Below are 14,414 nucleotides of genomic sequence, written 5' to 3'. Positions count from 1 at the left end.
GTCACTGGCCTGAATGCCTATGATTAGGGAGCTAATACAGCGCCGTATACTACCGCTGATGCCGGGGCGAAACAATTGAGCCCAAGTACCTATTGGCTCTCTCGTTAGTATGGCCGGGCTGGACACAGAGCCGTTGGCGCTGCTACAAACTTCTCATCCACTTGAAGAACAGACAGGAGAAATCAACGTGAAACTGCAGGTTCGAGGTGTTGAGGATGGCCAGCCGGTTCCGGAGAAGTTTGCGTTCGGTGTGTTCAGTGAGCAGGACCACATGAGTTTTGGTCCCAACCGGAACCCGGAGCTGGTCTGGGACGGTGCACCGGAGGGCACCAAAAGCTTTGTGGTGATGATGTTTGACCCGGATGTGCCCAGCGTCGCCGACGACGTCAATCAGGAAGGCAAGACCGTACCGGCCGACCTGCCACGTGTCGATTTCTTCCATTGGCTGCTGGTGGATATTCCCGCTGGCACAAAGCGGATCCCGGAAGGTGAAGACAGCGATGGTGTCAGTCCCAAGGGCAAGGATTATGGACCTGGCCCGATTGGTGTCCGTGGTGTGAACAATTACACCCAGTTTCTGGCCGGCAATCCGGACATGGCCGGTACCTATGCCGGTTATGACGGCCCCTGCCCGCCCTGGAATGATGAAATTATCCATCACTACCACTTTGAAGTGCATGCTCTGGATGTAGACACCCTGGGCCTGGAGGGTGAATTTGACGGCAATGACGTGCGTCAGGCCATGGCCGGTCATGTCTTGGCCAGTGCTCGGGTAACCGGCACCTACACGCTTAATCCCGCCCTTCGCCAGTAGTTGCAGCCAGCGGAGCCGGCTACGTCGGCTCCGCTTTCATCAAATTGTCTTGGTGCTGTCACCCCGGTGTCACCGGGTGTTGCCAAGGTGATGTCAGGATCCTGAAAGCAGGCCTGATCTCACCGGAGGCACCATGCGACAGTATCGCAGCGTATTCATATCCGACGTTCACCTGGGTACCGCCGATTGCCAGGCGGACTATCTGCTGGATTTCCTGAATAACATTCAGTGCCAGACCCTCTACCTGGTGGGTGACATTGTCGACCTGATTGCCATGCAACGGCGCGCCCATTTCCCCGACAGCCACCGGCAGGTTATCCACAAGCTGCTGGAGTTGGCCGCAACAGGAACCCGGGTGGTGTACATCCCGGGCAATCACGATGAATTCTTCCGGCGTTTCTGTGGCCAGACCTTTTCCGGCATCGAATTGCAGTACAAGGCTGTGCATACCACCGCCGATGGTCGTCAGTTTCTGGTCTGCCATGGCGACCAGTTTGACCAGGTGGTGCGCTGCAGCCCTTTGATGCTGCTGGTCGGCGACCGCGCCCATGGGTTGTTGTTGCGTCTGAACCGTTGGTTCAACGCCCTGCGCCGGCTACAGGGCAAGCCCTACTGGTCGCTGGCTGCCTGGATCAAAAGCCGGATTGGCAAGGCCAGAACCTTTATCCGCCGTTTCGAGTTGGCGGCGCTGACTGCGGCGGAGAAAGGCCACTATCACGGTTTTATCTGCGGTCACATTCATTCCGCCGGCTTTCTGCGCAGTGAGGATGGGCTGTATTGCAATGATGGTGACTGGGTGGAGCATTGCACTGCGCTGGTGGAGCAGGAGAGTGGCCGGCTGGAGCTGCTGCACTGGTCTGAATCGCCGGTTACCCTGAGCCGGGAACCGGAGGCGCCGAACCCGGAGCTGGCCGGTGACGCCCGACCCGTAATCGATGCGCTACCGGCGGCGTTTCTGGAGCAATTCAGCGGCCCTGCCCGGTAGCCTGTCGGCCACAGTTGGAGAACACGAGCCCGGTGAACTAACCTGCTGGTAGTATCTCAGCTAGAACAGGAGCCCGATATGTTCTTCCGAATAATTACCTTTCTTTGCCTGATGGCCAGCAGTGTCTTGGCCACGGCTGCCGATGGTTTGATTTGGCTGGAAAGTCCCCATTCCCCAAAGCAGACCATGGACAAGCTTGAAGCCATTGTTAAGGACAGGGGCCTGAAGGTGTTTGCACGCATTGATCACGCGCAAGGGGCCGAGAGTGTCGGCGAGTCCCTTAGACCAACCGAACTGCTGATTTTCGGCAATCCAAAAGGTGGTACTCCCCTGATGCAATGCGCCCAGACCGCCGGGATTGATCTGCCGCTGAAGGCATTGGTCTGGGAAGATGAAGATGGCAAGGTGTGGCTGGGTTACAACGATCCGCAATACCTGGCGGAAAGACACGGTGTGCCCGATTGTGCGGTGGTGAATAACCTGGTGGATGCCCTGGCGGGCATGACGGCCCAGGCTATTGAACGCTAGTGTTTAGTTTCTGACCCGATACGCGTCCAGAATGGCCGCCATATCCTGGCCCAGGTGTTCCAATTCCATGGCTGAAAGGTCACGCTCGGCCATGGAGCGCAGCCCCATGATCTGCCCCTGAATCAGTCGCGCCAGCCGGCGGCAGTCCGTTGCAGGTGCCAGCTCGCCCTGCTTTCTGGCGTCTTCCAGTAACTCGGTAAAGGCATCTTCAATGGCGGCCAGGACGCCTTTTGCCTGTTGATACAGCGCGGTGTTGGTATGGCTGGATTCAAGCAGCGTTTTCACAATCAGGCAGGCCCGCGCCGGTGCACAGTCGGGATCAGAGCAGTTCCTGGCGATCTTCAACAGATAAGCCTGCAGGCCATCCAGCACGCTGTTGTAACCCGCCATATGCCTGGCCAGATCTTCCCCTCCCTGGTGCGCATATCTTGCTAATGCTTCCGAAAACAGCCCGTCTTTACTGCCGAATGTCGCGTAGATGCTGCCCGGGCGCATATCCAGTGCCAGCTCAATCTGCTTCATGGAGCTGCCATGGTAGCCCTTGTGCCAGAACAGACCGACCGCTCTGGCGAGGGCCGTTTCCCGATCGTAGCTTGGGGGTCTGGGCATTGTGGTCACCGCCTGGTTGCTTGTTGAGTATCTGCTCAATTATAGCTTGAATGAGTGTTCAAAAATAGATAGTGTTGGTAGTTGAGCGATCATTCATAAATAAGTGGATTACAGCAATGGCAAATTTCAAACTACACGATATCGATTCTGCACCGGAAGGTGCCAAGCCTCTGTTGGAGAACTCCCAGAAAGCCATGGGCATGATCCCCAGCCTGCATGCCGTGATGGCGGAATCCCCCCAGGTGCTTGAGGCCTATCAGACGCTGCACGAACTGGTACTGAACAATAGTTTTGATAACGATGAGAAGACCGTGGTCTGGCAGACCATCAACGTGGAAAATGCCTGCCACTACTGTGTGCCGGCGCACACGGGCATCGCAAAAATGATGAAAGTCTCAGACGAGATCATCGATGCGCTGCGAGACGAGACGCCACTGCCCAGTGACAAGCTGGAGGCTCTGCGTAACTTTACGCTTGCCGTTATGCGCAAACAGGGCAACGTCAGCAAGGACGACCTGAGCGCGTTCTTTGACGCGGGTTACGGCCACAGACAGGCGCTGGAAGTCATCATGACCTTGTCACAAAAGGTTATGAGCAATTACATCAACCACATCGCCGAGACGCCGATTGACGAGCCGTTCAAGAAGTTCGCGTGGGAAAAGAACAGTTAACTGGATGTGCTTGCCGTGCGACATATGTCGCACGGTCTTTGGCAAGCCAGGTGAATGTACCGCTGTCTTTGTAACAGTGGTGTTGGAACGGGGTCTGTACACATGCAATCAGAGATGAACCGATGAATCGAGAGAAGGAGCGGTTATGCGTGTTGCATGGCTATTATCGGTGATGCTTGGCCTCAGTCTGTTGTCAGGTGTCACAACGGCGGACCCCAACCGCAGTCTGTTTAAGGGTTACCAGAGCCTGCTTGCAAGCTATGTCATCGAGCAGAGATTGCCGGGTGGCGGCCTGGTCTCTGCGTTTGATTACCTGGCGGCGCTGAATGATAACGCCACTCCTCAACTACTGGCTCGCCAGCGCACGTTGCTGCAGGAATTCGATCCGCGAACACTGGATGGACGAGAAGAGTCTGTGGCGTTCTGGATCAACGCCTATAATTTTTTCATGGTGTTCCAGATCTTGACGGAACGACCAGGTGATGAGTTGGTGTCTTCCGTCTGGGACTATGGAGGCCGTCTGAATCCCTTCGTCGATAATGTATTTGAACGAGAACGGTTTTCGGTAGGTGGGCGTGATTACAGCCTCGATGGCATTGAAAAAGGCATTCTGTTGGGTGAGGAGTATGCCGATAAAGGCTGGAAAGATGCCAGGGTTCACTTTGCCGTCAATTGTGCCTCGGTTGGTTGCCCGCCACTCCGGGCACAGCTGTATACGGCGGATAATCTGGAACAGTTGCTAGAGGAAAACACCCGCCTTGCCTTTAACACACCGCGTCACCTGCGGGTAAGCGGCGACACCCTGTACCTGACCGAGTTGTTCAAGTGGTATGAGGAAGACTTCAGGCAGGCGGCGGGTTCTGCGAAGGCCTTTATTTCAAAGTGGGCGACTGTCGAGATAGCCGCATTGGTGAAAGGCTCCGCCGCTGTGGACTCCATCAGCTATGACTGGGCTCTGAATCGCCCGGAGAACTTCCCGGAGTTGGAATAACCGGATACAAAGAAGCCGTTACTCCCATGAGTAACGGCTTTTCATATACCTTTCACTACCTTCCCGAGACTTTTACATCGGCTGGATGTTCAATGGTTTTGTCTGGAAAGCTCCTTGCTTCATTGAATCTGTTGGCCTGACCGTTCATGGCCAGTGCACTGGTTGCTGATAATGACAGAGCAATGGTGGCGACTATCAGTGTCAGGGTTTTCATGTTCTGGTACCTCATATTTGAGACATCGCTGTGGGCTCTTGCTGACATCGGGTGAGCTCACGGTTACGAGGTATAGACACTGGTGAAATCGGTCCGTTACATATTTGGTAAACACTTCTGAGAAATATAAGTGCTTTGGATAGAGGGCGGGCGCCTCTTTCTGTGGGCCCTTTTATGGCCAGTTGCCGTTTACCAGCGACTCGAGTTTGCCAAGGATATCCGAGCCACCGGTCAGGCGCGTCAGCCAACTCAGGGGTATACCCTTTTCGCTCCCCACACCATGAATGGCGGCCATTGCAGGACCGATGATCCATGCCCGGCCGCAGGAGTCGCCGCCGCAGTGGATGTTGGCGCGAATCGCTTCGGTGTAGCTGCCAGCGTGTCTGAGAATATGGAAAATCACGGGCATGGCTTCATGGAGGTAACAGGTGCGCCCGAAGGTATCGCCGGCGCTCCGGGCATCGAGTCTGGAACCGGACCGGGCCTGGCTGAGACGATCAGTATCCGGTGCCAACGGGGCGGCCAGATCAAGCGCCTCGCTGATAGAGCCGCCCTGGAAAAGATGATCCAGGAGTTGAGTGGCGCAGCGGGCCCAGGCGACGGCTTCATCGCTGTGGTTGGTGACCCGGACCGCAGCTTCGGCCATATCCAGTATACGTTCGCTGCCGCAATAACAGGCGACCAGTGGGGACAGTTTGGACACGGCCGGCAGTTGAAGATCATCGGCACCGCTTTCAAGAACCAGCTGCTCGTCTATGGTCCGTGCCAGGTGAAGGCCGGCGTCCTGTATTTCCGGCTCCCGATAGGTGAGGCCAATGGCTGCCTTGACCGGTTCCGTCAGCTGGTCGCCGGTGAGGCGTCGGGTATAGGGCATGACCTTCTGAATCAGCACCTTTTGCTGCTGTTCTGTCAGCGCAGTGGTGACCGTCGACAGGGCATGGTCGATGGCCCTGTGTTCAATGGCTGTCAGGTTTTCCAGGGTAATGCGGGTAGGGTTGTCCAGGAACCCGCACCAGTTGCCACCGGGGCCGAAACAGGCACGGAAGCGCCGCTGGTAGTCCCGGATATCCAGTCGGCCTTCGCTGGCCAGCAGGCTGTCAGCCAGCACCTCGGTGGCGGCGCCGTAGTGGCTGATGTCGCCGGGCTGTTTGCCCTCATGGGCAAAATATCCAAAGCCATGACTGTAATACTCTGCTTTTGGCGGAAGGAATTCCGGTGCTTCGCCACCGACCTCCAGGATACGTCCGCTGTCGTAAAGCCAGTGCAGTCCAAGACTCGCGGCATCGGCAACCCAGCCGCCGGCGAGGGCGGCTATTATCGAGTATCTTCTTTCTGTGGATCCGTTATTTTCCATGGCAAGTCCTTATCGGTCGTTGTCAGGAATGGGCGATTAAATCTATACATTCTCAACCCGGTTTTTAACATTCGGCTGGCAGGGGCGTCAGTGTGTAGTAATACTCGAAACGGCAAGCGCCGTTGAACCGATTTACGTTAATTACTGCGTTGACTCTGTGTGACCTCTGCATCGTTGGTCGGGTCACAGACCCTTTGGGTGGAGCTGGTCTCCACCCTTTTTTATTGCTGATTCAGTTGTAGCCAGCGGGCCAGCCTTGAGCCGGGGTGACGGCTGATCGACCAGGGCAACCATATCATGACGATGAGAATAGCGAGGCCGGCCAGTACTGTCAGAGCCGGGTTCAGTTTGAATGTGTTTCCCAGGCCGGCGAACACGACCGTCATCGGCAGCATGCCGACCAGGGTCGCGATGGCGAAACGCCAGGTCTGTATGGCAGTAACGCCGGCGGCGTAACTGATGAGAGCGAATGAGAACACGGGAATCAGTCGGGTCAGGAGCACCGCAATGGTCAGAAAACGCTGAGAGCCGTCTCTGGCCAGTACCGGATTGTCCGGGAATCGGTTGCAGATGGCTTCCCGGCCAAGGCACCGGGCAATCCAGAAGGCAGACAGGGCCCCCAGCAGTGCGCCGGTCGCTGCGATAGCCGTACCCCAGAGAATACCGAAGGCAAGCCCTGCTGTTGCGCTTACGGGTAAGGTGGGAATGGGCCCCACCACCACAGCAATCATCATCAATAGCATCAGCAGGAGCGGCCCTGTAGCGCCCTGGCTGCTCAGCCATTCCGCCAGTGTGTCTGGCGAGAGATCCGCTGGCATACCCAGGCTTTGTAAAAGCCACCAAGCGCCTGCAAGGGCGGCCAGAGTTATGGCGATTACGGCAATTCTGAAAGTCATTGTCAGGTTGCTTCTCCTTTTCGCGCTGCTTCACCAAGACCTGTTCCGGGCCGAAAGTGTGTCGAACTCTCCTAGTGAATGATATCAGCGCGGCTGCTTCGTCGCGCTCAAAGATAAGTGTTCGCGTCTCTGTAACAGTTGCAAATCTCATGTGTCGGTATCCGTGAAACGCGAGAAATCAATGCCCTGACGACGACGGGCAACGGACAACCGGAACGGAGAGCGCGACAAGATGACTCGGCAGGATCGTCAGTATTGGATGGGTGGCAACAGGTCCTATGAACAGGATCGTTTTTTCGAGGAATCTCTCGATAAATCCCTGTGGCAAAAAGCTGAAGGCCCTGAAAACTGGGATGCCTGCTGGTATACCGGTATGCCGGACCCGGAATTTTTCAGCCAGGTGGGGCCGGAGCGGAAAATCAACCACATCCCCGGCAACAATGCCCTCACGGTGAAAAGCCGCCTTTACCGCAGCCTGATGGATTTGCGCGACCGCGTTGAGCGGCAGGAAAAGAGCGGCAAGCATCTGACGGACCGCCTGGCATTCGTGCCCAAAGTGTTCTCGATGCCCGGGGATTACCACGCGTTCCAGCAGGCGGCGCTGGACAATCCGGACAAGCGCTGGTTGCTGAAGCCGAAAAATGCCGCCCGCGGCAAGGGGATTCAGCTGGTGGGTGATCCGGCCGACGTGCCCATGGAATCCTCCTGGATGGTCCAGGAGTACCTGGAAAATCCCCACACCATGCACGGTCGCAAATACGTTCTGCGGCTGTATGTGCTGGTTTCTTCCGTCTCTCCCTTTCGCGTTTACCTGTATCACCAGGGTTTTGCCAAGCTGGCATCTATGCCTTACGACGAGGAAAACGCGAATAACCCCTACAGCTATCTCACCAATCCGGATGTGAACGCGCTGAATCTGGATGCCGACGTGCCCGTGGAATTCGTGGATTTCGAACGTTACCGGGCCTGGCTCCGGGAACAGGGCCACGATGATGAAGCCCTGTTTGCCAAAATCGAGGACATGGTCGCCCTCACCTGTTTGGCTGCCCTGGAGCCCATGCGAGAGCGCTCCCGGGTGGTCGGCGCCGATACCCGTGGCTGCTATGAACTGATGGGCATTGATTGTCTGATCGATGCTGACATCAAGCCCTGGGTTCTCGAGTGCAACCTCAGCCCATCTCTCGAAGTCTGTGCCGGCCCGGAGAGCGGCGGAGACATCGAGGAACGTATCAAAGGATCCATTGTTGCTGACATGGTCGAAATGCTCGGCCTGAACCGGTCACCGAACAATGAGCAGCGTGGTTCCGTTGTCGAGCAACTGGTTCGTGAGACCCAGACGGAACTGGCCAACAGTGGCGGGTTCCGGAATCTGATACCGGGGGCGAACCCGTCGGAATACCTGCCATTCATGGCCTTGCCGAGGTTGTCGGATTGGGTCGTCGCCCAGGCTCTCTCTGACCGGCCCCTCAAGCAACCCCGCCTCGAACGCTGGGTGGCAGAGGAAACCTTCAGCGAAGACCAGGTTTACCTCTACGACACCCGCCTGGGCCACCTGAGCAGCCTGAACGAGACCGCGTCGCTGATCTGGTTGATGGCCACCGAGGGCGCCGGGCCGGATGACATTGCCTCGGCGCTGGTGGAGTCTGCCTTGAAAAGCATGCCCTCTGCCCCGGATGCCTGGGCTATCCGGAACGATGTCTGGAATACCCTGGCGGACTGGGTCAATAACCGTTTCCTGATTCAGTCCGAGGGGCAGCCGGGTGATCAGAAGGCTTCAGAGTCTGGCCAGCCTCCGTTCCCGGAAACCTCCACCATGATGTCGATGGCCCTGTCTTGCGGTCGTTTCCGGGCACGTTTCTTCACCGACAGCGCGCCGCTGGTCAACCGGATTGAAAGCCTGCTTGAGCCCATGGCGGTTTCCGATGAGGCGGGTAAGGACTCATTGCCAAGACTTGAAATTGTTCGGGATACCCCGGGCTTTACATTGATTCTTGATGGCCAGGTGATCCGCTCTCGTCTGTCACTGGCAGCGGTCGTTCCGGCGCTTGCCAGCTGTCTGGCCACCCATGCCGCCAGACACGATGACATCGCCATAGACGCCGGTCTTGTTGCCGGCCCCGATGGCGAAGTGTTCCTGGTCAGCCATTCTGAGCCGTCGCTGCGGGACGCGCTGACATTGGCGTTGTCCACTCAATGGCGGGTGGATTATGGCCGTGGCGCACTGCTCACAAGTACCAATGGCTCTAGCGTCACCGGGCTGGGTTTGCCCCTGCACAACCCCGATGGAAAAAGTGTGTTCACGCCAGCGAAAACAGGCATTGCAGGCTTTGCCGGGCGCGTAAACGCCCTGCTCGTGCCGAGTGCGGAGCCACTGGGAGACGACAGCGGTGTGCAGACCCTGACCGTGAACGAGAGTCTCAGACACCTGATTTCCAGCTGTTGCGGCGAAGACGGCCGGCCGTTGGATACCGAGGGTTTCGCCAAGCTGGCCGGTTGGCTGGAAGGTCGTGAGCGCTATCTGGTGGATATGAATAATCTGGAGGCCGCCGCGGCGGCACTGTCCGGGCGGTGTTTTGAGAAGGCACCGCAAAAGGCATCCGGGGGCCGTTGAGCGCAAAAGCTCTCTGGCTCCGGATACGGAGAGGCCGGGTGTAAGCCTGGCAGTTGTTACGTCAAATCAAGGGGGACACATCATGTCCAGAGAAACACAGAAACAGAGATTGCTCGGCAAGCTTGCCCGGGGCATGGCCTATACCGGCCCCGTGTTTGCGGTGGTTATGGGCGCTTCGGCGTTCAACGTATCGGCCGCCGACGCCACGGCTGAACCCGGCTACCTGATGCTCGCCGCCGGAGAGGCGGAGGCCGAAGGCGAAGCGAAAGGCAAGGCTGAAGGCGAAGCGGAAGGTGAAGCCGAAGGAGAGGCCGAAGCCTGAACCGTTGATCGGGTGGGCACGAGCCAGACTTGTGTCCACGCGGTCGTTCTCACTGCTCCAGTTTCAAAGGCGACAGAACCCGGGACCACAAGAAGCGGACGAAGACCATGACTCAATCAGGCTCTGAGCGAGACGACACCATTAACGACATTGTTGAAGAAAACGCCCATGCAATCGGGCAGCTCATTGAAATGCTGGAAAACTTGCCCGGTAATCTTTACCGGCGAAGCTTCGGCCAGCGTAAACAGCATGTGATTGGCAAGCACGTCCGTCACATTATCGACCATTACAGTGCCCTGCTGTCGGCAACAAGGTCACCGGGAGCGTTGCTTGACTATGAAAACCGCGAGCGGGAGCTGTCACTGGAAACGGATCGGCGCGCTGGTGCCAACCGATTATCAGAGATTCTGCAGACGTTGCGTAGCCGATTCAGCGCGGACCATTCCGACGGGCTTGCCATGTTGCACACCAGCGACGAACAGGGGCAGGTAGTCACGACCAGCGTGGATCGGGAACTGGTGTTCCTGGCCAGCCATACCATTCACCACATGGCGATTATCGGCATGCTGGCCGAGCAGGCGGGCGTGGAAGTCGGTGCCGGGTTCGGGGTTCATCCCTCAACCTTGCGATACCTGCAACGGCAGGCCCGGGGTATGGCCGAAAGCGCCTGACCTAATGTGTACCCTGAGCTGGCAATACTCACCGGCAGGACTTGACCTGTTTTTCAACAGGGACGAGTCGTTGCAGCGCCCCGAAGCGGGCCCGCCCGTTGTTGAGTGTCGCGATGGGGTCAGCACGGTGATGCCCAAAGATCCGTTGGGTGGTGGCACCTGGATCGCAGCCAACAGCCAGGGCCTCATTGTCGCCCTTTTGAACAACTATCGTTACCCATCCCGGGTGCCTGCAGTAAAGGCGACAAGCCGCGGGTTGCTGGTCAGACATCTGAGCTCAGCGCGCACCGTTGCCGAAGTCCGGGAACTTCTCTGGGGTGAGACCCTGTCCCGGTATCCGCCTTTTATTCTCCTGGCATTCAACACCCAGCCCTGTGGTCCTATCAAGTGGGAATGGACCGGCGAGTTGTTGAAAGAAACCCGTGATCTGGCAGGCACGACCATCAGTTCTTCGTCTCTTATGCCGCGCGTCGTTCCCGCTCTTCGTCGTTATCTGGTTCGCCTTGCAATGAAGCACTGTGAGCCAGGCCGGGCTGTCGGGCGTCTCATGGACCTGCATCAGAACAAACATGGCTGGCCTGAGAGCGTGGCCATCGCCATGAAGCGAAAAGGTCGCGCCACGGTAAGCATGAGTCATATCCGGGTAACTGATACCGATGTCACATTCAGATACTGGCCCGGTTTTCCGGGCAGTAACAATTGCGCGGCCGGGGTGTCCGTGCTTCAAAGGCCTGGATAACAGGCTCGCACCCTGAACAAGGAAAAATACGACCGGAGGTTGCACATATGTCCACAGACAAAAATCGAAAGGAACTTCTACGAAAACTGTCCCGGAATCTCATGGTATCGGTTCCCATGATGACGGTGGTGGCCGTGGCCGGCTTCAATGCGAGCAGCGGTCCCGGGCTTGGGTTGATCCCTTCGGCTGAGGCCGCCCAGGGGGAGGCTGAAGGCGAGGCCAAGGGCGAGGCGGAAGGTTCCGCGAAAGGAGAGGGCGAAGCAGAAGCTCGCGCCGAGGGTGAAGCAGAGGGCCACGCAGAAGGTGAAGGCGAGGCCGAAGGGGAAGCCGAGGGTGAAGCTGAAGGTGAGGCAGAAGGCGAAGGCGTGTCTGCCAAGCTGAAAAACGCGGTTCGCCGTCCCGATGGCTATACGCCCTATCAGGGCAATGTGGCCGATCTGCGGGCTCAGGGCGAAAAGCTTTTCAACGACACCAGCCTTTCTTCCAACGGCCTTTCCTGCGCAACCTGTCATGCCAATGGCGCTGGCTACAACGCCACGTTCAAGAATGAATACCCCCATGTCGTGGCCATGGGGCAGCGCGACTTCGGCATGGATATGGTGCACCTGGATGAAATGGTGCAGATCTGCATGGTGGCACCGATGGCTGCGGAGCCTCTTGAATGGGGTTCCGAGGAATTGGCAGCGCTAACGGAGTATTCCCGCGTGGAACAGAAAAAGTTTATCGACAAGCAGTAGTAATATCGCTTTGCATCAGTGAGTCTGCTGTCGGACTTGGGTGGGGGTAAAACCCCACCCTTTTTTGTAATTTACCTTTGCCTTGCGTGTCTCTCTAAAAAACTCACACAAACGGCGAGGTAGTATGAAATCGGTGGTGGAACCAGAGTTGGACATGGCCAACGGCGAGCTGGGCAGGGAGGATCAATCCCTTGCCAGGCGTTCTTTCAGGGAGTGGGCCAGACAACTCATGGATTGCCGGTTGTGCCGCAATCTCACCCTGGCGGCCTTTACGGCCATTCTTGCCATTGAGGTCGCCATCCTTATTCCGTCGTACCGCAATTACGAGGAAGACCTTCTGAACGACCGGGTTGATATAGCCAGCCAGGCAATCATCACTTTCATCAATCACTCCCGGGGACGCGATATAACCGGGACTGCGCTGGAGGCGTTGATCACCAGCAGTCCGTTGGTTGGTGTCTCCCTGAGCAGAGCCGGAACCGAGTATCGAGCGGGTGAAACCATCACAACGCCACACCCCGCCAATGGCTTGCTTCGTTCTGCGCCCAGGACACCGCAGGGAATGCTCGATCTCTCCTGGGCCGCTGACCCGGTTCTCTCGGATTACGAGGTCCTGGCCCGGGTGGATGTTAGTGACGTGCCATCGGAGCTGGTTGCCTTTGTGTTCCGGATACTGGGTCTGTCGCTGCTGATCGCCGTTTTTGTGACCGCCGTGACCATGTTCGTGGTCGATCGTATGATGCTGTCCCCACTCCTCAAACTCCGTGATCGCATATCCCGCGCTGGCGAGGACGCCGAACATCCCCTGAAATACCTCACGCCCGCCGGCCGCTGTGATGAATTCGGTGAAGTGGAAGGAGTGTTCAACAGCATGCTGAAACAGAACGCGGCTTACCTGTCACGGCTGAAACTGCTTAACCGGGAGCTCGACCAATTGCTTGCGGAACGAACCCGCACCCTGCGAAGAACCGAGCAGGAACTGGAGATCCGGACCCTTTATGATCAACTTACCGGCCTTGCCAACCGAAGCCTGTTCGAAGAGCAGTTGGACCGCCATTTCAGCGATCCAGACCATGGCGGAGGGGAAGAGGCCGTTCTGGTGCTCGGTCTGAACGATTTCCAGACGCTGAATGGTCTGGCAGGCCACGAGGCTGGCGATCGGGTATTGCAGGAAATTGCCCGTCGTATCGCCGGCTTCAGTACCAATCATGGCCGGGTTGCCCGTCTTGGAGGCGATGTGTTCGGGCTGCTGGTCGGTGATCGGGGCCGAGCTTCAACGGACATTGAAGTCCGGATTTCTGCCGTTATCGAAGCCTGTCAGCGGCCAGTCCAGGTTGGTCGTAAAACATTTGAGTGTGAAGTCAGTGCCGGCGTTGCCGTCTCCGGACTGGATGGACAGGATGCCAGAACCCTGCTCAGTCACGCTGAAATTGCCATGCATCGTGCAAAAAAGTCACCGAGCCAGAGGGTGCAGTTTTTTGCCACGGAATTCGGAGATCAGGTCCTCCACAGGCAGGAATTGATTCACAGTCTCAAAACGGCCATCGACAACCGGCAGTTGCAGCTGTATTTCCAGCCGCAGTTCGATCGCCTCAGGCGGAACACCGGTTATGAAGCGCTCCTTCGCTGGCATCATCCCCTGCTTGGCCCGGTTTCACCCGCTGAATTTATTCCGTTGGCGGAGGAAACCGGGCTGATCGTAAAAATCGGCGACTGGGTCCTGGAACAGGCGGTTGCCACTTTGAAGGAATGGTCGGAACAGGGGTTTTCAGGGCGAATTGCGGTGAATGTCTCTGCGCTTCAGCTTCACGATCCGGGTTTTGCCGACCGACTTTCGGCTTTGCTTGAAAGCCGTGGCGTTTCCGCTCGTCTGTTGGAGCTGGAAATTACCGAAACGGCCCTGATGCACGATATTGAACTGGCAATGACAACCCTCAATCGCTTTCGTGAGCTGGATCTGACCCTTGCGGTCGACGATTTTGGCACCGGCTATTCCTCCCTGGCTTATCTCAAGGCAATGCCTGTGTCCCGTATCAAGATTGACCGGACCTTTGTAACGGGCCTTCCGGATAACGAGCAGGACCAGGCTCTGTGCAGAACCATAATCACCATGGCCCATGCCATGGGCTGCGAGGTTATTGCCGAGGGTGTTGAAACCGAAGCACAGGCTAGCTGGCTGGCATCGGCGGGTTGCGACGAGCTGCAGGGGTATCTGTTGGGCAAGCCCTCGCAAACGGGATTCCGGGCCGCGAAAGATAAGGGCGATGATTAA

Annotated in this window: 15 protein-coding genes; 11 read left to right on the top strand and 4 right to left on the bottom strand. The window is 57.3% G+C overall.

The window, feature by feature from the left end:
• Positions 1-187: 187 nt before the first annotated feature.
• The 3 genes from Q669_RS11345 (at position 188) to Q669_RS11335 (ending at position 2,327) form a co-directional block, all read left to right on the top strand.
• Positions 188-814: a YbhB/YbcL family Raf kinase inhibitor-like protein gene (locus Q669_RS11345; protein WP_036149576.1), complete on the top strand. Its 627-nt coding sequence runs from the start codon at positions 188-190 to the stop codon at positions 812-814.
• A 133-nt stretch (positions 815-947) separates the two neighbouring features.
• Positions 948-1,799 (top strand): UDP-2,3-diacylglucosamine diphosphatase, encoded by an 852-nt coding sequence (locus Q669_RS11340; RefSeq protein WP_022992322.1) that lies wholly within the window; start codon positions 948-950, stop codon positions 1,797-1,799.
• Positions 1,800-1,877: 78 nt separating this feature from the next.
• Complete coding sequence (locus tag Q669_RS11335) at positions 1,878-2,327, top strand: DUF302 domain-containing protein (RefSeq protein ID WP_022992321.1); 450 nt, start codon at positions 1,878-1,880, stop codon at positions 2,325-2,327.
• Between the two features lie 3 nt (positions 2,328-2,330).
• On the opposite strand, the gene Q669_RS11330 is transcribed toward Q669_RS11335, so the two are convergent.
• Positions 2,331-2,936 carry a TetR/AcrR family transcriptional regulator gene (locus Q669_RS11330; RefSeq protein WP_022992320.1) on the bottom strand — a complete coding sequence of 202 codons (606 nt, stop codon included), beginning with the start codon at positions 2,934-2,936 and terminating at the stop codon, positions 2,331-2,333.
• Between the two features lie 116 nt (positions 2,937-3,052).
• Here Q669_RS11330 and Q669_RS11325 point away from each other — a divergent pair, with 116 nt between their 5' ends.
• The gene (locus Q669_RS11325; RefSeq protein ID WP_022992319.1) at positions 3,053-3,607 is read left to right on the top strand and encodes a carboxymuconolactone decarboxylase family protein; all 555 of its coding nucleotides are present in this window, start codon (positions 3,053-3,055) and stop codon (positions 3,605-3,607) included.
• A gap of 145 nt (positions 3,608-3,752) precedes the next feature.
• Positions 3,753-4,598, top strand: a complete 846-nt coding sequence (locus Q669_RS11320) for a DUF547 domain-containing protein (RefSeq protein ID WP_036149573.1) — start codon at positions 3,753-3,755, stop codon at positions 4,596-4,598.
• 55 nt (positions 4,599-4,653) lie between these two features.
• Here Q669_RS11320 and Q669_RS19640 read toward each other — a convergent pair whose 3' ends face one another.
• The 3 genes from Q669_RS19640 to Q669_RS11310 form a co-directional block, all read right to left on the bottom strand.
• Positions 4,654-4,812 carry a hypothetical protein gene (locus Q669_RS19640; protein WP_160170562.1) on the bottom strand — a complete coding sequence of 53 codons (159 nt, stop codon included), beginning with the start codon at positions 4,810-4,812 and terminating at the stop codon, positions 4,654-4,656.
• Between the two features lie 172 nt (positions 4,813-4,984).
• Positions 4,985-6,166: an ADP-ribosylglycohydrolase family protein gene (locus tag Q669_RS11315; RefSeq protein ID WP_022992316.1), complete on the bottom strand. Its 1,182-nt coding sequence runs from the start codon at positions 6,164-6,166 to the stop codon at positions 4,985-4,987.
• 221 nt (positions 6,167-6,387) lie between these two features.
• Entirely contained in the window at positions 6,388-7,062 is a 675-nt protein-coding gene (locus tag Q669_RS11310; protein WP_022992315.1) for a TVP38/TMEM64 family protein, read from the bottom strand.
• Positions 7,063-7,294: 232 nt separating this feature from the next.
• On the opposite strand from Q669_RS11310, the gene Q669_RS11305 reads away from it, so the two are divergent.
• The 6 genes from Q669_RS11305 to Q669_RS11280 all read left to right on the top strand — a co-directional run bounded on the left by Q669_RS11305 (position 7,295) and on the right by Q669_RS11280 (position 14,414).
• Complete coding sequence (locus tag Q669_RS11305; protein WP_081699736.1) at positions 7,295-9,673, top strand: amylase; 2,379 nt, start codon at positions 7,295-7,297, stop codon at positions 9,671-9,673.
• Between the two features lie 82 nt (positions 9,674-9,755).
• The gene (locus tag Q669_RS19635; RefSeq protein WP_022992313.1) at positions 9,756-9,995 is read left to right on the top strand and encodes a hypothetical protein; all 240 of its coding nucleotides are present in this window, start codon (positions 9,756-9,758) and stop codon (positions 9,993-9,995) included.
• A 107-nt stretch (positions 9,996-10,102) separates the two neighbouring features.
• Positions 10,103-10,666 carry a DinB family protein gene (locus Q669_RS11295; RefSeq protein WP_022992312.1) on the top strand — a complete coding sequence of 188 codons (564 nt, stop codon included), beginning with the start codon at positions 10,103-10,105 and terminating at the stop codon, positions 10,664-10,666.
• Positions 10,667-10,670: 4 nt separating this feature from the next.
• On the top strand, positions 10,671-11,405 hold the full coding sequence (locus tag Q669_RS11290) for an NRDE family protein (protein WP_022992311.1): 735 nt from the start codon (positions 10,671-10,673) through the stop codon (positions 11,403-11,405).
• A gap of 47 nt (positions 11,406-11,452) precedes the next feature.
• Positions 11,453-12,142, top strand: coding sequence for a cytochrome c peroxidase (locus tag Q669_RS11285; protein WP_022992310.1), 690 nt, complete (start codon positions 11,453-11,455; stop codon positions 12,140-12,142).
• Between the two features lie 124 nt (positions 12,143-12,266).
• Positions 12,267-14,414, top strand: a complete 2,148-nt coding sequence (locus tag Q669_RS11280) for a putative bifunctional diguanylate cyclase/phosphodiesterase (protein WP_022992309.1) — start codon at positions 12,267-12,269, stop codon at positions 14,412-14,414.

This window comes from Marinobacter sp. C1S70 (genome assembly GCF_000475355.1).
GTDB lineage: Bacteria > Pseudomonadota > Gammaproteobacteria > Pseudomonadales > Oleiphilaceae > Marinobacter > Marinobacter nauticus.
The sequence above is the reverse complement of the archived record's forward strand: the minus strand, read 5'-3'. Positions and strand labels throughout refer to the sequence as shown.

Excerpts from the sequence above, each read along its gene's own strand:
- Q669_RS11340 (WP_022992322.1), top strand. The coding sequence starts at position 948 with ATGCGACAGTATCGCAGCGTATTCATATCCGACGTTCACCTGGGTACC.
- Q669_RS11335 (WP_022992321.1), top strand. The coding sequence starts at position 1,878 with ATGTTCTTCCGAATAATTACCTTTCTTTGCCTGATGGCCAGCAGTGTC.
- Q669_RS11330 (WP_022992320.1), bottom strand. The coding sequence starts at position 2,936 with ATGCCCAGACCCCCAAGCTACGATCGGGAAACGGCCCTCGCCAGAGCG.
- Q669_RS11325 (WP_022992319.1), top strand. The coding sequence starts at position 3,053 with ATGGCAAATTTCAAACTACACGATATCGATTCTGCACCGGAAGGTGCC.
- Q669_RS11320 (WP_036149573.1), top strand. The coding sequence starts at position 3,753 with ATGCGTGTTGCATGGCTATTATCGGTGATGCTTGGCCTCAGTCTGTTG.
- Q669_RS19640 (WP_160170562.1), bottom strand. The coding sequence starts at position 4,812 with ATGAAAACCCTGACACTGATAGTCGCCACCATTGCTCTGTCATTATCA.
- Q669_RS11315 (WP_022992316.1), bottom strand. The coding sequence starts at position 6,166 with ATGGAAAATAACGGATCCACAGAAAGAAGATACTCGATAATAGCCGCC.
- Q669_RS11310 (WP_022992315.1), bottom strand. The coding sequence starts at position 7,062 with ATGACTTTCAGAATTGCCGTAATCGCCATAACTCTGGCCGCCCTTGCA.
- Q669_RS11305 (WP_081699736.1), top strand. The coding sequence starts at position 7,295 with ATGACTCGGCAGGATCGTCAGTATTGGATGGGTGGCAACAGGTCCTAT.
- Q669_RS19635 (WP_022992313.1), top strand. The coding sequence starts at position 9,756 with ATGTCCAGAGAAACACAGAAACAGAGATTGCTCGGCAAGCTTGCCCGG.
- Q669_RS11295 (WP_022992312.1), top strand. The coding sequence starts at position 10,103 with ATGACTCAATCAGGCTCTGAGCGAGACGACACCATTAACGACATTGTT.
- Q669_RS11290 (WP_022992311.1), top strand. The coding sequence starts at position 10,671 with ATGTGTACCCTGAGCTGGCAATACTCACCGGCAGGACTTGACCTGTTT.
- Q669_RS11285 (WP_022992310.1), top strand. The coding sequence starts at position 11,453 with ATGTCCACAGACAAAAATCGAAAGGAACTTCTACGAAAACTGTCCCGG.
- Q669_RS11280 (WP_022992309.1), top strand. The coding sequence starts at position 12,267 with ATGAAATCGGTGGTGGAACCAGAGTTGGACATGGCCAACGGCGAGCTG.